We start from the raw sequence: 23675 nt of genomic DNA on the forward strand, positions 1-23675 counted from the left end.
AGACATGAGTCGAATGATGCGATTTATTCTAAAAAAAATGACAAATGAAGTCGGGAAAAATGATAGGGGAAAAATGTTCCAATCTGTAAAACTTTTTTTATAGCCGTTTGTCTAAACAGGTGAGGCCTTAATAAACGAAAAGGATTGTTTCAGATGTCAGAGATTTTCAGTCATTTTATTCAGCATTTCGACAGGTATTTCATTTTAAGCAGACAGAGCGTGTTGATCATTCAGTGGTCAGCCGTCTGCCTTGCTGTTTTATATGCGCTGACTTTTCATCCGAAAATCAGCCGTGAGAGAGTTTGGTTTTATTCAGGAATTCTGCTCAGGGCCGTATTATTAGCGGGCATAACAGTTGAATTGGTTCATCAGGTGCAGAGTACTTACTTTAGCGCGCACTATTTGATATCGGAAGAAAGAGAGCTTCTTCCGATCGTTCATCTCTTAATGTATGGGTATGTGCTGCTCACCGCGTTTCACTATATGCTCATGCCGCGGGAGCAGAGGGGAAAGGGCATGTTTTATACGTTTGATCTCACTGTGGTGGCACTGCCTGTCATTCAGCTGATCTTCAGCTTTTTCACTTTCTGGAATATCAGTCCCGATGCGATGGCGGGGGAGGATATAGTTTCGATGCTATGTTTTATTACGGTTGTTTTACTTCTGCTGATTTCTATGAATGTTTTATTCTTTAAAATGTATTGGAAACCGAGACCTGTTTTTATCGGAGTGTTTTATGTTGGAGTCATCGGGCTGTTGGTGTGGGTGCTCGCTGCGCCCTCGGCAGGTGTAACAAAAGATTACGGCAGACTTCTCCCATTTACGGTGTATTTAACGATGGCCGGTTTTCTGATGACCCATCATTTATTTGATCGGTCAGACAGGATCAGACAGCGGACGAAAAGCTTTCTTGCGGCGGCAACGGCCGCTGGTTTTATTGTCTTTTTGAATCCGGTATACAATGCGGGCGATGCAGCTTTTGCGGTTTCAAAGCCGATAGCTGAAGATTCTGTTGATAATGTGGGTGAACATATCACTTCAGACCAAGCGGAACGGATCCTTACATCATTTTTTCCGGCTGAGAATCCGATTTATTTAACAGAAACCAATCAGGACCTCCATTACTTTTACCGTTTTAAAACGGAAGATTACGAAGCGGAAGTGGACGAGGTTTCCCAATTGATTACAAATTATCAATATTTCAAAAAACCGAAAGGCCGCACTTTTACAGAAGAGGAATACCGGAAAAAGTCGCTGGATTTCTTGTCGGCACACGGCCGGAAAATAAAAACACAAGGCATTCAGACAACAGTGAGAAAAGAAAACGGACAGTTTGTCGTGGAGATTGCGCCGAAAACACAAGGGACGAAACACGAAGATTCGGGCACAGTATTTTACTGGGAAAAAGACACCATTATGGGTTTTTCAGAAGACCCGTCTATTTATCAGCTTGAGTCACTGCCGCAGGTGCATATGACGGAAAAAGACATAGTGAAAGCATCAAAAGCCGCCTTTCGTACGCTTCAAATGCCTGATCAGACATTTGAAATCACAAATACGGATATAAACAGCCTGATCGGCAGCAGTTTGACCGTAACTGCGAATAACGGAACGGAGCTGATATTTGATGCAGTATCCGGACGTCTTATGAAAATCAGAGTCTCACCTGACAGCACCGTTTTAACAAAAACAGAACTTCAGAAGAAGCTTTTTTCATTGCTGGACGCGGATACTTCAAAGCTTAGACAAATTGATAAATCGGAAGGCAATCTCGTTTTTGAAAACTCTGAAGGCACATTCGTTTATATGCTCCGAAATGAAGAAGGCATGAAAGAGGCCTCATTCTACGGACAGGTAAGTGCCAAAACATTCCCGCATACATACAGAGACGGACAAACAGCATTCAAAAAAGTGGCGGCAGCTTATAACGGCATCATTTACAAAAAGCGGGTGAAGCCTGTCATAGCGGTGAAAGACGGCGTAACATATAACGCATGGCTCGTCATTATTCAGCCGTTCGGTTCAAATCGTCATGACGCATATGTAGTGAACGCGGATACTTACGAGGCGGTGAACCTTTATGAACAATAAAGAAAAAAAGGCTGTCTTCTTCGATTTATACGACCTATATAAGGAGGGGGAACTCGAAGGCGGCACGCTCCAGTGGATGAAAGAACATGAGCTTTTATTCGGAGCTGAGGCGGAAAACAGAGAAGGGCAGTATGAACATGGTTTGAATGCGCCGTCCGGCGATATCCGCCAGATTAAATACATGAAATGCCTGACGTATGGATTGTACGGATTCTTCATTGTGCTCTCAATCTGGATGACAGTGTGGTTTTACTTTTAAATGAAAAACAAGATGTCAATTGAACAGCTGTACCGTGAACATTATCAAGATATTATGTATTACCTTTACAGACGCACACAACATGCTGAGACCGCTAAAGACCTCGCTCAGGATACATTTATGAAAGCATTTAACGGGCTTGAGTCGTTTAAGGGCCATTCGTCTATCAGAACGTGGCTCTATGCAATTGCCCATCATACCTTCATCAATTGGTACAGACGTGATAGAAAATATCAATTTTCAGATATCACCCTGAATGAAGGGCTTCAGCAAACAACATATGAACTGCCGGAGCATTACGTCGCCCGGACAGACACTCAGAATGCGCTGACCGGGCAGATTCAGCGTCTGAAAAGCGATCAGCAGACTGTTTTAATTTTAAGGGAATTTCAAGAGCTGTCTTACGAAGAGATTGCTGATGTTTTGGACTGGAGTCTTTCGAAGGTGAAGAGCACCCTGTACAGGGCGAGAATGCAGCTGAAACAGCACTTGGCGGAAAAAAGGAAGGACGGACAGATATGACTTGCTGTTTAGTGAGAGATTTACTCCCTTTATATATTGAAGGCGATTGTGAAACAGAAACGGAGCGGTTTATTTCCCGCCATCTTGAATCATGCGGTAAGTGCGGGAGTTTATATCATATGATGAAGGAGCCGTTTGACCTCGGCAGCCCTGAGATGAAGGCGCCAGCCTGTTATGCAGAAGAAGAAAGGCGGTTTAAGGAACGGTATTACGGAAAGCTGCTGATAAAAGCAGCCTGTTTGTTCGGCGCTGTATTTCTTATCATGCTGGTCCTTAAACTGCTTATTTAAAAAAACGCCCGGCTGAAGGGACTGACCCCCGTTTTTGAGACAGGGATCAAAACACCTTCATACAGCCAATTGCCGATATTGTATCGGCGATTGGCTGTTTAGTTTCGTTTGAATACGAATATTGTTATAATAATGAATGTATTCTATGGCAGTGCGTTCTACGATGGCGGTCGTAGTTCGATCAATGCTGTTAAGATAGAACGTTTCAGACTTTAGTGAGGAATGAAACGATTCGATGGAGGCATTATCAGCGGGCGTCCCTTTGCGGGACATGCTCATGGTAATGCCTTTTGTTTTAACAGCTTTCTGATACTCATAAGATGTATAAACAGAACCTTGGTCACTATGTAACACGCAGTTTTCAGGAAGTGTTGGCAGCTGATCAAGTGTGTCTAAGACAAAGTCTGTGTCCTGCTTATCTCCAATCGTAAAAGCAATCACTTCTCCATTGTATAAATCCAATATACTGGAAAGGTACAATTGTTTCTGTCCATAAGGCAAATATGTGATGTCCGTTACCAGTTTTTCAAGAGGGCGATCAGACTGAAAGTTCCGATCCAATATATTATCGACCACAGAATATGGCTGCCCACTTTTTTTACGCTTTTTCATCTTAACCCGACACTGCCATTGATTTTTCTGCATAATACGTTGAACAGATTTATGATTAATACTTATTCTCTTTTTTAGTATGGCTGTGATTTTTCGATATCCATATCGATACTTGTGTTCTCGGCACAACGTGCCGATTTGTTTCTCCAGTCGTATCTTAGGATTACTCTTAGTCAGATTCTTTCTCCATCTATAATATGAAGTGCGTGAAATATCTAAATGGACACAGATGTCCTGTACCGTCATCGTCTTGCGCAATTCTTCTACCAGTTTGATTGTCGTTTCCCTATCAGCTTCCTTTCCAATTCGTTGTACTTTTTTAACACTTCATTCTGTTGTCTCAGATAACGATTCTCTGCCTGGAGTTTCTCTAATTCAGAAGAATACTCCGGACCCTTTCCATAAGTATATTGCTTTCCAACAGGCTGTTCGAATCGGTGGGTATCCCCAGCCTTATGCCATCTAACCCATGTCTGAACCTGAGTCTTATTTTTGATATTCAATTCCTGCATGATCTCTTTCATAGGCACGCCCGCCAATCTCATTCCTACAGCCTTCTGTTTGACTTCAACCGGATAACTCACTCTTGTCCCCATAGAAAAACACCTCCAAGTTTTATTTCGGATAACAACGGTCCGTTTTCAAACTTGAAGGTGTTTTTTGTTTGTCTCATATTATGGGGTCAGTTCCGAATGACCGGGCGTTTTAATCCGTTTACTCAGCCGGATGAAAGGCTGTATAAATGCCTTCAAGCAATTCCTGGGGCAGTGAATTAAAGAATCCCGCACACAGCTTTGCTTCTTTTTTTCCTGCTCCTGCTTTTTCAGCAAGTTCCTGATCAAATGTATACACACCGTCTTCTTCAATCAGCGCAGATTGAAGGATATGAAGACTTTGGGAAAAAGCGGTGAACAGCTGATCAACGATAAGGGCCTCTTTTTCCGTAAAGCCGAGCTCCACCGCTTTTTCTTTATTAAATGTATATTCGCCGTCCGTTTTCTCAATACATTGGGAAAGTACGGTTAAAAATTCGGTTGAACTGTCCCACAGCTTTTGAATGATCTGGGCTTGTTCTTGATCTAATCCCAATTCAACCGCTTTTTCACCGTCAAAATAATAGACACCGTCTTTTTTGTAAATCGATTGGCTGATGATGTCAATGAGTTTTGCCGCGTCTTCCGGTGTTTTCTCTGCGGAAGCCTGCAGGACATGCGGTTCATTTGCCTGAATCGTTTTTGCGCCGGCAGAATCAAGCGGACTGAATGCAAGCAAGGCGGCTGAGGCGGTTGCGGCGGCAGTTACAGCGGTTTTCTTCAAAAAAGATGTTTTCATTTCGTTCTCTCCTTGTCATGTGTATTTGCTTACAGCCACAAGTATAAAAAGACAATGATGGAATTGAAATAGGAGGTATGGTATTTTCTGCATAACGATGCCGGACTATTTCAGACTGCATATTCTGAGGGAATCTGCTGATGTAACTAGAATGGGAGCTGTCATTTCCGGCTTCCTGACTAGGCGGCGGGGGAGATAAGCCTTACATCTCAGCCTGTTTTGAGGATGTAAAAAAGCCTGAATCTTTGATTCAGGCTTCATTAGATATTTTCTTTCCATGTTTACGGAATTTTGCAAAGGGTCATGCTTTTAATCAAGCAGTCCCTGTTCGCGCATTTTTTTCTTTACGGTGAAACCGCTTCCCATCATGGCGATAACGAGAACAATGCTTCCGATGATGCCCCATGCGCTTTTCTCAGCGATTGATACGCCGATCAGCATCATGCTGAAGACTGCTGCGAATGCAAATAATAATAAGAGCCAATTCAATTTTTTCATATTTCCATCCCCTTTAACGTCATACTTTCAGTTTACAGAAAAACGTAACGCTTTTAAAGAGGATGTGTGGTATAATATGAAAGTTATCTAATTTTTTTAGGAGATGAAAATGTGAAACTTCGAAACGATCTTCGCAACATCGCGATTATTGCCCACGTTGACCATGGGAAAACGACTTTGGTAGACCAATTGCTTCACCAAGCCGGAACATTCCGTGCCAACGAAAATATTGCCGAACGCGCAATGGATTCAAACGATCTTGAACGTGAACGCGGTATTACAATTCTTGCGAAAAATACTGCGATTAACTATAAAGATACACGCATTAATATTTTGGACACTCCGGGACACGCCGACTTCGGCGGAGAGGTAGAACGGATTATGAAAATGGTTGACGGCGTTCTGTTAGTCGTTGACGCATATGAAGGCTGCATGCCGCAAACCCGTTTCGTACTGAAAAAAGCCCTTGAGCAGAACTTAAATCCGGTTGTCGTCGTAAACAAAATCGACCGTGATTTCGCCCGCCCGGAAGAAGTCATTGATGAAGTGCTTGATTTGTTCATCGAGCTTGACGCAAACGAACAACAGCTTGAGTTCCCTGTCGTCTACGCTTCTGCGATTAACGGAACGGCAAGTCTGGATCCGAAAAAGCAGGACGAAAATATGGAATCACTGTATGAAACGATTCTTGAACATGTCCCTGCCCCGGTAGATAACGCCGAAGAGCCTCTTCAATTCCAAGTGGCGCTGCTTGATTACAATGATTATGTCGGCCGTATCGGTATCGGACGCGTTTTCCGCGGCACGATGAAAGTGGGTCAGCAGGTTTCATTGATGAAACTTGACGGAACGGTAAAATCATTCCGCGTAACGAAAATCTTCGGTTTCCAAGGATTGAAACGCGTGGAAATTGAAGAAGCGAGAGCGGGAGACCTCGTTGCCGTTTCGGGCATGGAAGACATCAACGTCGGTGAAACGGTTTGTCCGGCTGACCACCATGAGCCGCTGCCGGTTCTGCGCATTGATGAGCCTACGCTTCAAATGACATTTGTCGTAAACAACAGCCCGTTTGCAGGCCGTGAAGGCAAATATGTCACAGCCCGCAAAATTGAAGAGCGTCTGAACGCGCAGCTTCAAACAGACGTCAGTCTTCGTGTCGAACCGACTGCATCACCTGACGCATGGGTTGTTTCAGGACGCGGTGAGCTTCACCTGTCCATTTTAATTGAAAACATGCGCCGTGAAGGCTATGAGCTTCAAGTGTCTAAACCTGAAGTTATCATTAAGGAAATCGACGGCGTAAGCTGCGAGCCTGTTGAGCGCGTGCAGATTGACGTGCCTGAAGAGCATACCGGTTCTGTTATGGAATCAATGGGTGCGAGAAAAGGCGAAATGCTTGATATGATTAATAACGGAAACGGCCAGGTCCGCCTGATCTTTACCGTACCTTCACGCGGACTTATCGGCTATTCTACTGAGTTTCTGTCACTGACACGCGGTTTCGGTATCCTGAACCACACGTTTGACAGCTATCAGCCGATGCAAAAAGGCCAAGTCGGAGGCCGACGTCAGGGTGTGCTCGTTTCCATGGAAAACGGAAAAGCGACATCTTACGGAATTCAAGGTATTGAAGACCGCGGCGTCATCTTCGTTGAGCCCGGAACAGAAGTATATGAAGGCATGATTGTCGGCGAACATAACCGTGACAATGACCTTGTCGTCAATGTCAGCAAAATGAAACAGCAGACAAACGTCCGTTCCGCTACGAAGGATCAAACGACTACGATTAAGAAAGCGCGCATTATGTCGCTTGAAGAATCACTCGAGTACTTAAACGAAGATGAATACTGTGAAGTAACGCCGGAATCCATCCGTTTAAGAAAGAAAATCCTGAATAAAAACGAACGTGAAAAAGCGGCGAAAAAGAAAAAAACAGCAGGAATGTCTTAATCACTTGCAGAATTTGAAAAGGTAGAACCCGAACGGAAAAGGGGAGGGGGATCTTTTTGAATGAAGTAAGTGAACGGCTGTCGTTCTTTGCGGCCCTTTACCAAGTGGATGAGCATCCGCTGACGGGAATGTGGCTGTTATACGGAACGATCGTCGTGCTTTCGGTAATTGTATTTAAACTCGGCTTTGCCAAACGGCTGCCGGTGTTGAAGGCTGCGGCAGTTTATCTCTTTCTCGCGCTCGGCTGCACCGTGCTGACTTTTTTCGGTGTGTTTCTGCCGGTCGGAGAAGGGCTTGTTGTCGCCGCCTTGATTTTGATCGTTTACAAAATCCGTCTGCACCAGTCCAAAAAAAGCCAGTCAGCTAAACCGCAATAAAAAAATGACCTTGCCTTCCGGCGGGTCATTTTTTATTCGGTTTATTTTTTCAGTTTATCTTTTTTCGCTTTTTGTCCGGGATGAAAGGAAAAGTGTCCGGTATTCAGCCGCGCCTCCGTTTTGACTTTGATTCGGTCATGGCATTCCCGGCACATATATGTATGAATCGGACGATTGCGGAGGCGTTTGGCTGTCAGTGTTTCATCATCAATTTGTTCGATTTTGTCGCAAATGGAACATTTTACTCTCATTGATTTTCACCTCTTTCACTATGACAAGCATTATATCATGGATGCCCCTCCTGCCAAAGGGAAAGAAAGCAGCGCCCTTCCTATGGAGCGGGCGCTGCTTTTTACCGGCGGTTTTTCATATGATGATCCGATTGATCGTTCTGTTCGTTCTGCAGCTTGTTCTGGTCTCTTTGGTTCAGCTGATCATCATTCGATTGAGTCGGTGATTCTTTTTCATTGTCGGTCACATCATTCGGGACTTCCGGCATGACACGGCCGACGATGGCGGCAAGTTCGTCCAAAATGCCTGAAACGGGGCGGCCGGCCTTAATGTCGCTGCCCATGCCTCTCAGGCGGGAAACCGTATCAGGATCAGCCACGACAACGGCATTGGCGCCGTAAGGATCGTTTTTTAACGCCTGGGCAACCGTGTATTTAATGCTCTCCACTTTGCTTCTTTCTAAATTGTCATCCACATCGATTCCGACAACGGAGTATCTTCCGAGTACAACCGCGGTTGCATCTGAAATGCCGGGGATTTTTTCGGTTACCTCGACAAGATGCTTAGCGATGTCTGTCCGGCCGGGATTTTCAGCTGTCTCAGGAGCCGTATTTTTCACATGGATCGGTTTTGCATCGCGCTGATCGGCTGATTCGTTCTGAATATTGCGGCCGCGGCCGTCCTGTACAGCAGTGCAGCCGGTAAGGATAAACAAGGCTTGTATGATAATGAAAAGAATTCGCACGTCAGATTTCCTCCTTGAATGCTTTCATTTATTTTATTGTTGAATTAACCTTCTATCTTTATTCACCAAATCATATATTTTAGCAGGCATCCCCGTTTTTCGCGGAAAGAGAAGCACACGATGGGCTTTGATCCTTATTTCAGGAGGCTGAGACTTGAGTAAAATTTATGTGTTAGATACGAATGTACTTTTGCAGGATCCTAACGCCATTTTTTCCTTTGAAGAAAACGAAGTTGTCATCCCCGCCGTCGTGCTGGAAGAGGTCGATTCAAAAAAGCGGTATATGGACGAGGTCGGGAGAAATGCAAGGCACGTATCTAAGCTGATAGACGGGCTCAGGGAGAAAGGAAGGCTGCACGAGAAAGTTCCGCTTGAAAGCGGAGGAACGCTCAGAATTGAACTGAACCACCGGTCATTTCACCAGCTCCAAGAAATTTTTATCGAAAAAACGAATGATAACCGCATTTTGGCGGTGGCAAAAAATTTAAGCCTTGAGGAGGAAACGAAAGAAAACGGCCGCCTCGTCATCCTGGTCAGCAAAGATGTGCTTGTCAGGGTAAAGGCGGATGCCATCGGGCTTTTGGCGGAGGACTTTTTAAACGACAGAGTCGTTGACCATGATGAAATATATAGCGGGTACAAAGATATATTTATGAATAAAGAGCGGTTTGCCTCGTTTTATAAAGACAAACAAATTTCAGTCAAGGAGCTTCAGCAGCATCAGGTTTATCCGAATCAATTTGTGCTGATGAAAGATGAATTAGGAGGATCTTCGTCTGCGGTCGGCATGACAGATAAGAAAGGCGAGACCGTAAAAAGACTCGTTTTCGATGATGAGCACGTATGGGGTATCAGGCCGAAGAACGTCCAGCAGACAATGGCGCTTGAACTCCTGCTGAGGGAAGATATCCCGCTCGTCACCCTGATCGGAAAAGCGGGAACGGGAAAAACCTTGCTTGCTCTCGCGGCAGGGCTTCTGCAGACGGAGGATCTCGGTATTTATAAAAAACTGATCGTCGCGCGTCCCATCGTCCCGGTGGGAAAGGATATCGGATATTTGCCGGGCGAAAAAGAGGAAAAGCTCAAGCCGTGGATGCAGCCGATCTTTGATAATCTTGAATTTTTATTCAATGCGAAAAAGCCGGGTGAACTTGAAGCGATTTTGGCAGGAATCGGATCGATTCAGGTGGAGGCGCTGACATACATTCGGGGAAGAAGCATTCCGGATCAGTTTATTATTATTGATGAGGCTCAGAATCTGACGAGGCACGAGGTCAAAACGCTTTTGACTCGGGTGGGAGAGGGCAGCAAAATTGTCCTGATGGGCGATCCGGAGCAAATAGATCACCCATACTTAGACAGTTTAAACAACGGACTTGCTTATGTTGTAGAACGGTTTAAAGAACAAACCGTCTCCGGCAGCGTGAAGCTTGTGAAAGGTGAGAGATCCGGCCTTGCACAGCTTGCCGCCGATTTGTTATAAAACTTCGATTTCTGTGACGCCCGTTATCGGTTTTTCAAAGTCGCCGTCCACGTAAAAATGGACCGGGCCGCCGTCTTGAAGGGGTTTCCCCGCATCGCTGAAATGCGCGATTGCGTCCATCGCCTTTTCTAGCGGCACTTCGGTTCTTTCTGATTTTGAAATAAATGCGCACAGGACAGCGCTTTCTTTCGGCTCGGCATTTGCTAAAACAGCGCCGAGCTTCATGGCGAAGCTGCCGTTCATCAGTCTTTCTTTTTCATAACGTTTTTCGCTTTTTAAAGTCGGCGGCGAAATGCGCCCTTCTCTGATCACCCGTTCCGGATCAAGCGTATGCTCCTGGGTTTCTGCAGAGCCGTCCGGATGAACGGGCTGATTTTTTTCAAACGGAAACTTGCGGTCATCGAAAATCCAGACACTCGGATCAATTGTAATCGGATATATAACATTGCCTTTTACCTGAATAACGCTCATGGTGAAGCCCCCCTTTACTTAAAGTATAAAAGTTTTCGCATGAATTGTCACTTTGCGTCGCAAATTAGATGTATACAACGGCAGCGAAGTGAGGATGATCGACATGGTATGCCGGCATTACCAAGAGCTGGACGCATTAGTTCAGGAAGCGAAAAAAAGGACCGAAGAAGGCAAAGTGGCAGACTATATTCCGGCTCTGGCTGAATCTGAACAAGACAGCCTTTCGGTCACGATTTATCATGCGGAAAATACATGTCTGACGGCAGGAGACGCCGATCGGACATTTACGCTGCAGAGCATTTCGAAAGTGCTTTCTCTGGCGCTCGTACTGATGGATTACGGAAAGGAAAAGGTGTTCAGCTGCGTGGGTCAGGAGCCGACCGGCGACCCATTTAATTCCATGATTAAGCTTGAAACAGTAAATCCGGGCAAGCCTTTAAATCCGATGATTAATGCGGGAGCTCTCGTCGTTACGGGTTTCATTAAAGGGCATTCGCCGAAAGACCGCCTGGATTACCTGCTCGGATTCATCAGAAGACTTGCGAATAATCAGGACATTACATATTGCAGACATGTCGCGGAATCGGAATTCAGTTCATCCATGATTAATCGGGCCATGTGTTATTACATGAAGCAGTATGACATTTTTGAAGGCGATGTAGAAGAGGTCATGGATCTGTATACAAAACAGTGCGCGATTAAGATGTGCAGTCTGGACTTAGCCAAAATCGGCTGCGTATTCGCCCTTGACGGCAAGCATCCGGAAACCGGGGAGCAGGTCATTAAAAAAGATGTGGCGAGAATCTGCAAGACGTTTATGGTGACATGCGGCATGTACAATGCGAGCGGGGAATTCGCGATTAAGGTCGGCATTCCCGCTAAAAGCGGCGTTTCGGGAGGGATCATGGGCATTTCGCCGTACAACTTCGGAATCGGTATATTCGGCCCGGCGCTTGATGAAAAAGGCAACAGCATCGCGGGTGTGAAGCTTTTGGAAATCATGTCTGAGAAATACAGGCTGAGTATTTTTTGAAACATTTTTTATCATAACATCTGCTTAAATCCTCTTGCAATTTCATCTGATACCCTTTATGATAAATAGAAGAATTAGGTACTCGCCTGGGGAACGGAGGGATACTTTTGGCTTCAGAGATTATAGTTGACCATCAGCAGAAAGCATTCGAGCTGTTGAAGTTAGATGCTGAGAAGATTTTGAAGCTGATCCGAGTACAAATGGATAACTTAACGATGCCTCAATGTCCTCTTTATGAAGAGGTCTTGGATACTCAGATGTTCGGACTGTCGAGGGAAATCGATTTTGCTGTCCGCCTGGGATTAGTTGACGAAAACGACGGCAAAGAGCTGCTGGACAGACTTGAAAGAGAACTGTCTGCTTTGCATGACGCGTTTACAGGAAAATAAATGATCAAACTCAAACTATTCAACGGTTTGGGTTTTTTTATAACCGTAAACCGTTTTTTTGCATCTTCTTTTCGTAAGACGGTCTCTTAATCTGCATTTCATCCGAAAAACTATAAAGAAACTGCGTAAAATGTTTATGAATTATAGTAAAATATAATACGCAATAGGTATTAAACGTAAGCTTTAAGCAGGAAAGAGGATGTTATGTTTAAAAGAATGTTAAAATCTTACGATTATTCATTGATATGCGCTATCATTCTGCTGTGCAGTTTCGGATTGGTAATGGTATACAGCTCAAGCATGATTACCGCCGTTATGCGTTACGGCGTGAGCAGCGACTATTTCTTTAAACGGCAGCTGTTCGCCGTCATCGCGGGGTTTGTGCTGTTTATCATCGCGGCCGTTTTTCCGTACAAAGTGTTCGCCCATCAAAAGATTCAGAAATTCATACTGCTTGCGTCAGTGGCTGCGCTTTGCGCGCTGTTTGTTTTCGGACATGTTGCCGGAAACGCGCAAAGCTGGTTTAAAATCGGCGGAATGGCCATTCAGCCGGGGGAATTTGTCAAGCTGACCCTGATACTGTACCTTGCCGCGGTATACGCAAAGAAACAAAGCTATATCGATCAGCTTTTGACGGGGGTTGCGCCGCCGGTGATCGTCACCGTAGTCATTTGTGCGCTTATCGCCATTCAGCCTGACTTCGGAACGGCGATGATTATCGGCCTGATCGCGTTTTGCGTCATTATGTGTTCGGGATTCAGCGGAAGGACCCTGCTCAGGCTGGTTCTCATGGCGGGAATCGTATTGCTCCTTGTCAGCCCGATCATCTACCTGAAATGGGACGATATTTTGACACCCGGGCGTATGAGCCGGTTTGAAAGCCTTGAAAATCCATTTAAATACGCCAGCACATCAGGCCTGCAGATTATAAATTCGTATTATGCGATCGGCTCAGGCGGTTTTTTCGGTCTCGGTCTTGGAGAAAGCATTCAAAAATACGGTTATCTGCCTGAATCGCATACAGACTTTATTATGGCGGTTATTTCAGAGGAGCTCGGCATTTTCGGCGTCCTGTTTGTCATTGTGCTGCTGGCTTTTGTCGTGTTAAAAGGTTTTTATATTGCGAGAAAATGTGAAGATCCGTTCGGAAGCCTTTTGGCAATCGGGATATCCAGCATGATTGCGATTCAGACCTTTATCAATCTCGGCGGCGTCAGCGGTTTAATTCCGATCACAGGTGTTCCGCTGCCGTTTATCAGCTACGGGGGATCATCAATGTTTTTGTTATTAACGAGCGCCGGTATATTGGTGAATGTCAGCATGCATGTCAAGTACTCAGAAAAGAAGAAAAAGAGGGAGCCCGTTCCGTCTAAGGGGGTAAAAAGACGGCAGACGGAAAAATCTGTGTATCTCTAAAAAACAAGTGTATACACAGGACGGATATTCCTTTATTATAAACTACATATTTATTAGGCCAAGGGGGAGAAAAGTTTGTCACAACAATCCATCCAAAAAGTGTTAGTAGCAAACAGGGGAGAAATTGCGATCCGGATTTTCCGGGCGTGCACAGAATTGAACATCAGAACGGTAGCCGTTTATTCAAAAGAAGATTCGGGCTCCTATCATCGCTATAAAGCGGATGAAGCTTATCTTGTGGGAGAAGGCAAAAAACCGATTGACGCGTATCTTGATATTGAAGGGATTATTGAGATCGCAAAAAGAAACGGCGTAGATGCCATTCATCCGGGCTACGGATTTCTCTCTGAAAATATCCAATTTGCGAGACGCTGTGAAGAAGAGGGCATCGTATTTATCGGACCGACGTCAGCGCATTTGGATATGTTCGGAGATAAGGTAAAGGCGAGGGAGCAGGCAGAAAAAGCCGGCATCCCCGTTATTCCGGGGAGTGACGGACCGGCTGAAACATTAAAAGATGTCGAACAATTCGCAAAAGTCCACGGATTTCCGTTTATTATTAAAGCATCGCTCGGAGGCGGAGGCCGCGGAATGAGAATCGTCCGAAGCGAAAGCGAATTGAAAGAATCGTTTGAGCGGGCCAAATCAGAAGCGAAAGCCGCATTCGGAAACGATGAAGTGTATGTTGAAAAACTGATCGAAAATCCTAAGCATATTGAAGTTCAGGTGATCGGAGATAAAGAAGGCAATGTCGTCCATCTGTATGAGCGGGACTGTTCCGTTCAGAGACGCCATCAAAAGGTCATTGAGGTGGCGCCGAGTGTATCTTTGCAGCCTGAATTAAGGGACGAAATCTGTGAAGCGGCTGTGGCGCTTGCGAAAAATGTCGGCTATATCAACGCGGGGACCGTGGAGTTTCTCGTAGCGGGCGGTGAATTTTACTTTATTGAAGTGAACCCGCGCGTGCAAGTGGAGCATACGATTACGGAAATGATAACAGGGGTTGATATCGTTCAGACGCAAATCCTCGTCGCGCAGGGCCACGGACTGCACAGCCGTGCCGTCAATATCCCTGAGCAGAAAGACATTTTTACAAACGGGTATGCGATACAATCACGTGTGACCACTGAAGATCCGCTGAATGACTTTATGCCTGACACGGGTAAAATTATGGCTTACCGCTCAGGCGGCGGCTTCGGCGTCCGCCTTGATACGGGAAACAGCTTCCAGGGCGCCGTCATCACGCCTTATTATGATTCACTGCTCGTCAAGCTGTCGACATGGGCGCTGACGTTTGAACAGGCATCAGCGAAAATGGTCCGCAACCTGCAGGAATTCAGGATCAGGGGCATTAAGACCAATATTCCGTTTCTTGAAAACGTGGCAAAGCATGAAAAATTCCTGACGGGCCAATATGACACATCGTTTATCGACACAACGCCTGAGCTGTTTGTTTTCCCAAAACAGAAGGACCGCGGAACAAAAATGCTTTCCTATATCGGCAATGTCACGGTGAACGGTTTTCCGGGAATCGGGAAAAAAGAAAAACCTGCATTTGATAAGCCTCAGACCGTTACGTTAGGTATCGGGGAAAAGCCGGCAAGCGGTACGAAACAGATCCTTGATGAAAGAGGCGCTGAGGGGCTTGCAGACTGGGTGAAAGAGCAAAAATCCGTGCTCCTGACCGATACAACGTTCAGGGATGCCCATCAGTCCCTGCTTGCAACCCGGATCAGATCCAATGATTTGAAAAAAATCGCGAATCCGACGGCTGCCCTGTGGCCTGAACTGTTCAGCCTTGAAATGTGGGGAGGCGCGACATTTGATGTAGCGTACCGTTTCTTAAAAGAAGACCCTTGGAAACGCCTTGAAGATCTCCGTAAGGAAGTGCCGAACACATTGTTCCAGATGCTGCTTCGTTCATCAAATGCCGTCGGTTATACAAACTATCCGGACAATGTCATCCAAAAATTTGTCCGGCAGTCAGCGGAGTCAGGTATTGACGTATTCCGGATCTTTGACAGCCTGAACTGGGTAAAAGGGATGACGCTGGCCATCGATGCCGTCCGTGAAACCGGAAAAGTGGCGGAGGCTGCGATTTGTTACACGGGAGATATTCTTGATAAGACCCGGACGAAATATGATTTGCAATATTATCTTTCTATGGCGAAAGAGCTTGAGGCGTCTGGTGCGCACATTCTCGGCATTAAAGACATGGCCGGTCTTTTGAAACCTCAAGCCGCATACGAACTTGTCTCAGCGCTGAAGGAAACGATTGATATTCCCGTTCATCTTCACACGCATGATACGAGCGGCAATGGCGTCTTTCTCTATGCTAAAGCTGTTGAAGCGGGTGTGGACATCGTGGATGTCGCCGTCAGCTCAATGGCGGGTCTGACTTCACAGCCGAGTGCAAGCGGATTTTATCATGCGCTTGAAGGAAATAGCCGCCGTCCTGAAATGGATGTCCGGCAGGTGGAAAGACTGTCGCAATACTGGGAATCCGTCCGTCAATATTACAGTGAATTTGAAAGCGGGATGAAGTCTCCGCATACTGAGATTTATAATCATGAAATGCCGGGCGGCCAGTACAGCAATCTGCAGCAGCAGGCAAAAGGAGTCGGCCTCGGTGATCGCTGGAATGAGGTGAAAGACATGTACAGCGTCGTCAACCGCATGTTCGGCGACGTCGTGAAAGTAACACCTTCTTCCAAAGTCGTCGGAGATATGGCGCTTTACATGGTGCAAAACAATTTAACAGAACAAGATGTTTATGATAAAGGCGAAACGCTTGATTTTCCGGATTCAGTCGTTGAGCTCTTTAAAGGGCAGATCGGCCAGCCGCACGGCGGATTTCCGGAAAAACTGCAAAAGCTTGTTCTGAAAGGACAGACGCCGATCACGGTAAGACCGGGTGAGCTGCTTGAACCGGTGTCTTTTGAAGGCATTAAAGAAGAATGGAAAGAAACACATCAGATGGAATTGAGTGATCAGGACGCAATCGCGTATGCTCTTTATCCGAAGGTGTTTACTGAATATGTTAAAACGGCTGAACGCTTCGGTGATATTTCCGTATTAGACACACCGACTTTCTTCTATGGCATGACACTCGGTGAAGAAATCGAAGTGGAAATCGAGCGCGGAAAAACGCTGATCGTGAAGCTTGTATCTATCGGTGAACCGCAGCCAGATGCGACACGTGTCGTTTATTTCGAATTGAACGGCCAGCCGCGCGAGGTGGTCATTAAAGATGAAAGCATTAAATCGTCCGTACAGGAAAAATTAAAAGCAGATCGGACAAACCCAAGCCATATTGCGGCATCCATGCCGGGAACCGTCATTAAATTGTTAACGGAAACCGGGGCAAAGGTGAATAAAGGCGATCATCTGATGATTAATGAAGCGATGAAAATGGAGACGACGGTACAGGCGCCGTTCTCCGGGACGATACAGCAGATTCATGTGAAAAACGGTGAACCGATTCAGACAGGTGATTTACTGATCGAAATTGAAAAAGCGTAAAATGAACATAAAAAACCTGATCCGCCCCCGTGTGCGATCAGGTTTTTTATATGTAAAAAGGCCGAAGCTCTAATGCTTCGGCCTTTTCATGTGCCTCAGATGTTCCGCTGTTTTGATTCGTAGCGGAAGCGGGCGATTAATAATAAGAAATAGCATAAGACGCCGAACAGGCCGGCAATAAAGAGCGAATGGGCAAGTGCAAAGCCGGTGGCCATTTCTGAATAAACAACCATGATTCCGGAGAGCGCCTGTAATACAACAAAGGCAAGAGCCGCTATCCAGCCCCCAAGAATCTGTTTTTGATCTTTGTAGGAGCGCACCGCATGCGCAAAAGCGACAAGAATCCATACGAACAGAAGCAGCGCTGCCGTTCTGTGGCCCATCTGCACCCATTCCTGAAAATGGGACGGAAGCCCGTGATTCAGCCTGCTGCAAAGCGGAACGTCAGGGCAGGCAAGGCTTGATTTCGTATGGCGCACATAAGCCCCCGTATAAACGACGATATACGTGTAAATCGAAAGGCCGATCATATGAAACTGCATTTTTCTGCCGATTCTGAGCGGCTTGACGAGCTTTTTGTCTGATTTATCAGCTTCAAATATGAGCAGCGTCAAAATCAGAACAGAAGCGAAAGAAATCAGCGATATGCCGAAATGAAGCGCCATAACGAGCGCATTTGATCCGAAAACAACCGCTAATGCGCCGAGAAGCGCCTGTAAAAATAAAAAGATAATGGACATAATGGCGAGAAAGGTTGTTTCACGGAAAACAGGCGTGACTTTTCTCCATGCCCAAAAAGCGAGACTCAGCACGAGAACGATTGAGACACCGCTTGCGAGTCTGTGGCTCCATTCAATGATAGAAGCGGCGTTAAGCTCCGGGAAAAACCGGCCGTGGCAAAGCGGCCACTGCCTTCCGCATCCGAGACCCGATCCTGTTTTTGTGACAAGAGCGCCGCCGATCAGCACGACGAGCATAACGAATGTCGTCAGCACGCCGAGCGCTTTCAAAGCTTTATTCATTTTACATTCACCTTCTTAACAAACTGGACAAAATGATATACGTACCAAGTGTAAGCGAATATGTGTTTTGTGGCAATTCTCAATTCTGTTTGTTCACAAAAATATAATAGAATCAGGACTTCTTAGATAATGGGGTTGATTATTCCAGATGGGTCTGATAGAAATAAAGTAACCGCTTTATTAAGAAACCGGCGGATTTGGTAAAATTCATAAAAAGTTCACAAATAAATTCCTGTTTCTCGTTTAATATTTAAGAGGATGTTTTTTTACAGGTCATTATCTTGTATGATAGAGTTGCAGGTCTTAAAAAAACCTGCTTTAGGTTTGTAAGGGAGGTTTACGTTATGGCTAATTCCAGAATTTTAAACGATACAGCTATAGACGGACAGATTGAAGAGACGACGGCATGGAAGGATTTCCTTTCGCTTATCAAAATAGGAATCGTCAATTCGAATTTAATTACGACTTTTACCGGCATGTGGCTTGCGTTACATATATCCGGTCTGAGTTTTTTAGGCAATTTAAACACCGTGCTTCTTACATTAATAGGATCTTCTTTGATCATCGCCGGTTCTTGTGCGGTTAACAACTATTACGACCGTGATATTGATCATTTAATGGAACGCACGAAAGTAAGACCGACGGTAACCGGAAAGATTCAGCCGAATCAAGCGCTGTGGTCAGGAATTTTACTCATTGCTTTAGGACTTATCATGCTTTTGATGACCACCGTGATGGCAGCAGTCATCGGTTTTATCGGCGTGTTTACGTACGTTGTTCTTTATACAATGTGGACGAAACGCCGTTATACGATTAATACGGTTGTCGGAAGTGTATCAGGCGCCGTGCCGCCGTTAATCGGCTGGACAGCGGTTGAAGGGCACATCGGTGTTGTCGCGTGGGTTTTATTCATGATTTTATTCATCTGGCAGATTCCGCATTTTTTAGCGCTTGCGATTAAAAAGACGGAAGATTACAGAGCAGCGAATATTCCGATGCTTCCGGTAGTGCACGGCTTTGAAGTGACGAAAAGACAGATTATCGTCTGGGTCGCATGCCTGCTGCCGCTTCCGTTTTTCCTCGGCAGTCTCGGTCTTCCGATCGTCATTCTCGGCACTTTGCTGAATGTCGGATGGCTTGTTCTCGGACTGATGGGATTCCGCATGAAAAACATCATGAAGTGGGCAACTCTTATGTTTGTCTATTCGCTTAATTACATGACCATTTATTTTGTAGCGATGGTGGTCTTCACGCTGTTTTAATTAAATAATGAGCTTGTTTGATCGCCAAAACAAACAATGACAACTAGTAAACGCCGCCTTGACCTTTTGTTTAATCAGGCGGCTTTGCTTTTATACATAGATGGAATTTTAAGTAAAAAATCTCATATTTTAAGAAATGAGGAAATGAAGTATTTCGGCTGGAAGCAGATTTACTGCTTGTGCATCTCGTACTGATTCAAAAAAGGGGTTGGGTGAAATGTTAAAGCGTTGGCGTCTTTTATCATTATTAGCCTTAGTGCCGCTTTTATTGAGCGGCTGTGGAAAACCGTTTCTGTCCACACTCAAGCCTGCCGGCGAAGTGGCTGATAAACAATATGATCTGACGGTGCTCAGCACACTTATCATGGTTGTCGTCGTTGCGGTCGTAGCAGTTATTTTCTTTTACGTCATTGTGAGATTCAGACGGTCGCGTGTAGGGGAAGACACGATACCGAAACAGGTGGAGGGGAACCGTTTTTTAGAAATCACCTGGACCGTTATTCCGATCCTGCTTCTGATTATTCTTGTCATTCCGGTTGTCATCGACACATTGGCACTGGCGGATACGTCGCCGATGGATAAGAAAAACCGTAAAGCAGAGGATGCGCTCGTGATTAATGTAAGGGCGAATTTATACTGGTGGGAATTCGAGTATCCTGATTACGGGTTTGTGACAAGTCAGGAGCTGATCGTTCCCACAGATGAACGCGTCTATTTCAAGCTGAAGTCCTCAGATGTGAAACACTCTTTCTGGATTCCGTCAGCCGGGGGGAAAATCGATACGAATACGGATAATGACAATACTTTCTTTCTGACCTTCGATTCTAAACGCAGCAAAGAAGCGGGAGAATATTTCTTCGGGAAATGCGCAGAGCTGTGCGGACCTTCACATGCGCTGATGGATTTCAAAGTGAAACCGCTGCCGTCAAAAGAATTTAAACAATGGACGAAAGCGATGAAAAATTATAAGCATACAACAGATTCCGGTTTAGCCGCGCAAGGAGAAGAGCTGTTTAAGGAAAAAAACTGCCTGAGCTGTCATGCGGTTGAGCCCAATGATAAACGGGCTGAAGCGGCAAGAACGGCTCCGAACCTCGCTACCTTCGGTGAACGGGTCAAAGTGGCCGGCATTAAGGATGCGAATAAAGAGAATATAAAAGCCTGGCTGAAAAATCCGGACAGCATTAAACCGGGCAATAAAATGACAGGCACTTATCCGAAGCTCTCGGACGCTGAAACGGATGCGCTGTATGAATATTTAAAAGGGCTGAAAGCGGAGAACAAGTGAGGACAGGGAGATATCAGGGGGGAGGTCGCAAATGATGAATACGCTTACAGGGCAGCAAAGAAAAAGCTCTTTGCTTTGGGATTATTTGACGACGGTTGACCATAAGAAAATCGCGATTTTATATATGATCGCCGGGGGATTTTTCTTCGTCGTCGGCGGACTTGAGGCCATGCTTATCAGGATTCAGCTCTTGAGGCCGGGGAACGATTTTGTGGGTGCGCAGCAGTTTAATGAAATTATGACGATGCACGGCACGACAATGATCTTCCTGGCGGCGATGCCGCTGTTATTCGGGCTGATGAACGCGGTTGTGCCGCTTCAGATCGGGGCGCGTGACGTATCGTTCCCATTTTTGAATGCGCTCGGATTTTGGCTGTTTTTCTTCGGAGGCATCTTTTTGAATCTGAGCTGGTTTTTAGGAGGCGCTCCTGATGCAGGCTGGACGTCGTACGCGTCGCTTGCGCTGAATTCGAAAGGGCACGGCATAGACTTTTTCGTGCTCGGCCTGCAAATATCAGGCTTAGGTACGCTGATTGCGGGGATCAATTTTCTCGCCACGATTATTAATATGAGGGCGCCGGGTTTGACGTATATGAGACTGCCGCTGTTTACGTGGACGACATTTGTGGCGTCGGCACTCATTTTATTCGCATTTCCTCCGCTCACCGTCGGTTTGGCGCTGATGATGCTGGATCGTTTGTTCGGAACGAATTTCTTTAATCCTGAATTGGGCGGCAATACGATAATCTGGGAGCATCTGTTTTGGATTTTCGGGCATCCGGAAGTATACATTTTAATTCTTCCCGCCTTTGGGATTTTTTCAGAAATTATTCCCGTATTTGCGAGGAAACGTCTGTTTGGTTATTCGTCTATGGTCTTTGCGATCGTGCTGATCGGCTTTCTCGGGTTCATGGTTTGGGTTCACCACATGTTTACGACGGGACTCGGACCGATCGCTAATGCGATATTTGCGGTTGCGACGATGGCGATCGCGGTGCCTACGGGCATTAAAATTTTCAACTGGCTTTTGACCATCTGGGGAGGGAATGTCAAATTCACGACGCCTATGCTGTATGCCGTCGCCTTTATTCCTTCTTTCGTACTCGGAGGAGTCACGGGTGTCATGCTGGCGGCCGCAGCAGCAGATTATCAGTTCCATGATACGTATTTTGTCGTAGCGCATTTCCACTATGTCATTATCGGCGGTGTCGTGTTCGGCATCCTGGCGGGCGTGCATTTCTGGTGGCCGAAAATGTTCGGGAAGGTGCTTCATGAAACGATGGGGAAAATTTCGTTCGTCTTATTTTTTATCGGGTTTCATCTTACCTTCTTCATTCAGCATTTCCTCGGCTTGATGGGAATGCCGCGGCGCGTTTACACATATCTGCCCGGCCAGGGGCTTGATACCGGCAACCTGATCAGTTCAATCGGCGCGTTTTTTATGGCGGGCGCGGCTGTTTTACTCGTCGTCAATATTATTTATACCTCAATAAAAGGGAAATACGTCGGGAACGACCCGTGGCTGGACGGTCGTACGCTTGAATGGGCGGTCTCTTCGCCGCCGCCGGAATATAATTTTAAACAGCTTCCGTTTGTCCGGGGACTTGACCCGCTGTGGATTGAAAAGCAGGCCGGAAATGAAGGTATGGCGCCTGCAGAGCCTGTAGAGGACATTCATATGCCGAACGGCTCCATCATGCCGTTTATCATATCTTTCGGGCTGTTTGTCGCAGCATTTGGGTTTTTATACCACTCCGATTATTCATGGGGGCTTCCGGTTATCTTCATAGGGCTCGGCATCACATTCTTTACCATGCTGCTTCGCTCTGTGGTCGATGATTACGGCTATCATATTCACAAAGAAGATCTGCCGAATGATGATAAAGGGGTGAAGGCGTAATGCAGCTGCAGGAAAAAATGACGGCTGAAACCTTTCCGGCTTCTCCTGAAAAAGCAACGCTGGAGGGGAAAAATAAGTTTTTGGGATTTTGGCTGTTTCTCGGCGGGGAAACGGTTCTGTTCGCCTCGCTATTTGCAACATTCCTTGCTTTACGGGAATCTAAAGCCGGAGGGCCGTCAACGGCTGAGATGTTTGAGCTGCCGATCGTATTTATCGCGACGATGCTTCTTTTAACGAGCAGCTTAACGAGTGTGTATGCGATGTATCATATGAAAAATTTCTCCTTTAAAAAAATGCAGGTGTGGCTTTTGGTTACCGTTTTATTGGGAGCAGGATTTTTAGGGGTAGAAATCTATGAATTTATGCATTACACTCACGAATTCGGCTTTACCATTACAAGCTCTGCGCTCGGCTCAGCGTTTTACACGCTCGTCGGCACACACGGAGCACATGTGGCGTTTGGGCTGTTGTGGATCAGCGCGCTTATGATCCGGAATGCAAAAAGAGGGCTCAGCCTTTATAATGCGCCGAAATATTATGTGGCCAGCTTATATTGGCATTTTATCGATGTCGTGTGGGTCTTTATCTTTACCGTTGTATATTTGATGGGGATGGTGGGATAACGATGGACGATAACAAAAACAGAGGGACTGTCAGTACGGATCTCGAATATCGGAAAAAGAAAAATGCCGAGGAGATGAAATATCAGGTCATATCCTTCGGTTTAATGATCGGCCTTACGCTTGTCGCGTTTTTGACGGTGGCTGCAGACGGCATTGCCGGATGGTTTACGATGCCGTTTCTGATCCTGCTTGCGGTCATCCAGGTCATCTTTCAGCTGTTTTACTTTATGCATATGAGCCAGAAGGGGCATGAAGCGCCGTCATTATTTCTGTATTCGGGAATATTTGTCGCGTTTATCACCGTGCTTGCATTTGTCACGATTATTTGGTGGTAATCGGGGCGGCGGGGAGTGAGAGAT

23 protein-coding genes are annotated in these 23675 nt (G+C 45.8%); 16 read left to right on the forward strand and 7 right to left on the reverse strand.

Annotated elements, in window-relative coordinates; all coding sequences use genetic code 11:
- Positions 1–153: 153 nt before the first annotated feature.
- Genes NYE62_RS07500 through NYE62_RS07515 form a run of 4 tightly spaced genes read left to right on the forward strand, consistent with a single transcriptional unit; the run spans position 154 to position 3162 of the window.
- The gene (locus NYE62_RS07500; protein WP_265450915.1) at positions 154–2091 is read left to right on the forward strand and encodes a hypothetical protein; all 1938 of its coding nucleotides are present in this window, start codon (positions 154–156) and stop codon (positions 2089–2091) included.
- Positions 2081–2350, forward strand: coding sequence for a hypothetical protein (locus NYE62_RS07505; protein ID WP_062623334.1), 270 nt, complete (start codon positions 2081–2083; stop codon positions 2348–2350). Before NYE62_RS07500 ends, NYE62_RS07505 begins: the two co-directional genes overlap by 11 nt.
- The gene (locus NYE62_RS07510; RefSeq protein ID WP_017417714.1) at positions 2351–2872 is read left to right on the forward strand and encodes a sigma-70 family RNA polymerase sigma factor; all 522 of its coding nucleotides are present in this window, start codon (positions 2351–2353) and stop codon (positions 2870–2872) included.
- A complete protein-coding gene (locus tag NYE62_RS07515) occupies positions 2869–3162 on the forward strand; it encodes a zf-HC2 domain-containing protein (RefSeq protein ID WP_063095327.1) in 294 nt (97 codons plus the stop codon). The genes NYE62_RS07510 and NYE62_RS07515 overlap by 4 nt, the downstream gene beginning before the upstream one ends.
- A 57-nt stretch (positions 3163–3219) precedes the next feature.
- Here the strand turns inward: NYE62_RS07515 and NYE62_RS07520 are convergent.
- From NYE62_RS07520 to NYE62_RS07530, 3 genes are all read right to left on the reverse strand, one after another.
- A protein-coding gene (locus NYE62_RS07520; RefSeq protein WP_222835235.1) for an IS3 family transposase occupies positions 3220–4370 on the reverse strand; the annotation gives its coding sequence in 2 pieces (ribosomal slippage) (positions 3220–4097 and positions 4097–4370; 1152 coding nt in all).
- A 118-nt stretch (positions 4371–4488) separates the two neighbouring features.
- Positions 4489–5106 carry a hypothetical protein gene (locus NYE62_RS07525; RefSeq protein WP_144664974.1) on the reverse strand — a complete coding sequence of 206 codons (618 nt, stop codon included), beginning with the start codon at positions 5104–5106 and terminating at the stop codon, positions 4489–4491.
- Between the two features lie 309 nt (positions 5107–5415).
- Complete coding sequence (locus NYE62_RS07530; protein ID WP_003154504.1) at positions 5416–5604, reverse strand: YlaF family protein; 189 nt, start codon at positions 5602–5604, stop codon at positions 5416–5418.
- A 111-nt stretch (positions 5605–5715) separates the two neighbouring features.
- Between NYE62_RS07530 and typA the strand changes: the two genes are divergently transcribed.
- On the forward strand, positions 5716–7554 hold the full coding sequence (gene typA, locus NYE62_RS07535; protein ID WP_007409675.1) for a translational GTPase TypA: 1839 nt from the start codon (positions 5716–5718) through the stop codon (positions 7552–7554).
- Between the two features lie 56 nt (positions 7555–7610).
- Positions 7611–7931 (forward strand): YlaH-like family protein, encoded by a 321-nt coding sequence (locus NYE62_RS07540; RefSeq protein WP_265450917.1) that lies wholly within the window; start codon positions 7611–7613, stop codon positions 7929–7931.
- 41 nt (positions 7932–7972) lie between these two features.
- On the opposite strand, the gene NYE62_RS07545 is transcribed toward NYE62_RS07540, so the two are convergent.
- The gene (locus NYE62_RS07545) at positions 7973–8182 is read right to left on the reverse strand and encodes a YlaI family protein (protein WP_007409677.1); all 210 of its coding nucleotides are present in this window, start codon (positions 8180–8182) and stop codon (positions 7973–7975) included.
- A 101-nt stretch (positions 8183–8283) separates the two neighbouring features.
- Entirely contained in the window at positions 8284–8907 is a 624-nt protein-coding gene (locus NYE62_RS07550; RefSeq protein WP_012117484.1) for a YhcN/YlaJ family sporulation lipoprotein, read from the reverse strand.
- A gap of 154 nt (positions 8908–9061) precedes the next feature.
- Between NYE62_RS07550 and NYE62_RS07555 the strand changes: the two genes are divergently transcribed.
- Positions 9062–10390 carry a PhoH family protein gene (locus NYE62_RS07555; RefSeq protein WP_015417407.1) on the forward strand — a complete coding sequence of 443 codons (1329 nt, stop codon included), beginning with the start codon at positions 9062–9064 and terminating at the stop codon, positions 10388–10390.
- Here NYE62_RS07555 and NYE62_RS07560 read toward each other — a convergent pair.
- Positions 10385–10861, reverse strand: a complete 477-nt coding sequence (locus NYE62_RS07560) for a peptidyl-prolyl cis-trans isomerase (RefSeq protein ID WP_144664975.1) — start codon at positions 10859–10861, stop codon at positions 10385–10387. The two genes, NYE62_RS07555 and NYE62_RS07560, sit on opposite strands and share 6 nt — an antisense overlap.
- Positions 10862–10964: 103 nt before the next feature.
- On the opposite strand from NYE62_RS07560, the gene glsA reads away from it, so the two are divergent.
- From glsA to pyc, 4 genes are all read left to right on the forward strand, one after another.
- Positions 10965–11894, forward strand: coding sequence for a glutaminase A (glsA, locus tag NYE62_RS07565; RefSeq protein ID WP_342497479.1), 930 nt, complete (start codon positions 10965–10967; stop codon positions 11892–11894).
- A 107-nt stretch (positions 11895–12001) separates the two neighbouring features.
- Entirely contained in the window at positions 12002–12283 is a 282-nt protein-coding gene (locus NYE62_RS07570) for a YlaN family protein (protein WP_003154494.1), read from the forward strand.
- A 204-nt stretch (positions 12284–12487) separates the two neighbouring features.
- Positions 12488–13699 carry an FtsW/RodA/SpoVE family cell cycle protein gene (locus NYE62_RS07575; protein WP_031378763.1) on the forward strand — a complete coding sequence of 404 codons (1212 nt, stop codon included), beginning with the start codon at positions 12488–12490 and terminating at the stop codon, positions 13697–13699.
- A gap of 75 nt (positions 13700–13774) precedes the next feature.
- Positions 13775–17221: a pyruvate carboxylase gene (gene pyc, locus NYE62_RS07580; protein WP_342497342.1), complete on the forward strand. Its 3447-nt coding sequence runs from the start codon at positions 13775–13777 to the stop codon at positions 17219–17221.
- Between the two features lie 95 nt (positions 17222–17316).
- On the opposite strand, the gene ctaA is transcribed toward pyc, so the two are convergent.
- Positions 17317–18243, reverse strand: coding sequence for a heme A synthase CtaA (gene ctaA / locus NYE62_RS07585; RefSeq protein WP_007611205.1), 927 nt, complete (start codon positions 18241–18243; stop codon positions 17317–17319).
- Between the two features lie 344 nt (positions 18244–18587).
- On the opposite strand from ctaA, the gene cyoE reads away from it, so the two are divergent.
- From cyoE to ctaF, 5 genes are all read left to right on the forward strand, one after another.
- On the forward strand, positions 18588–19505 hold the full coding sequence (cyoE, locus tag NYE62_RS07590) for a heme o synthase (protein WP_003154486.1): 918 nt from the start codon (positions 18588–18590) through the stop codon (positions 19503–19505).
- A gap of 217 nt (positions 19506–19722) precedes the next feature.
- Positions 19723–20793: a cytochrome c oxidase subunit II gene (coxB, locus tag NYE62_RS07595; protein WP_014417699.1), complete on the forward strand. Its 1071-nt coding sequence runs from the start codon at positions 19723–19725 to the stop codon at positions 20791–20793.
- A 31-nt stretch (positions 20794–20824) separates the two neighbouring features.
- A complete protein-coding gene (gene ctaD, locus NYE62_RS07600; protein WP_144664978.1) occupies positions 20825–22693 on the forward strand; it encodes a cytochrome c oxidase subunit I in 1869 nt (622 codons plus the stop codon).
- Positions 22693–23316 (forward strand): cytochrome c oxidase subunit III, encoded by a 624-nt coding sequence (ctaE, locus tag NYE62_RS07605; protein ID WP_003154482.1) that lies wholly within the window; start codon positions 22693–22695, stop codon positions 23314–23316. Before ctaD ends, ctaE begins: the two co-directional genes overlap by 1 nt.
- Before the next feature lie 2 nt (positions 23317–23318).
- A complete protein-coding gene (gene ctaF / locus NYE62_RS07610) occupies positions 23319–23651 on the forward strand; it encodes a cytochrome c oxidase subunit IVB (protein ID WP_007409686.1) in 333 nt (110 codons plus the stop codon).
- The last annotated feature ends 24 nt before the right edge of the window (positions 23652–23675 follow it).

Source organism: Bacillus sp. FSL K6-2861, assembly GCF_038630725.1.
Lineage (GTDB): Bacteria > Bacillota > Bacilli > Bacillales > Bacillaceae > Bacillus > Bacillus velezensis.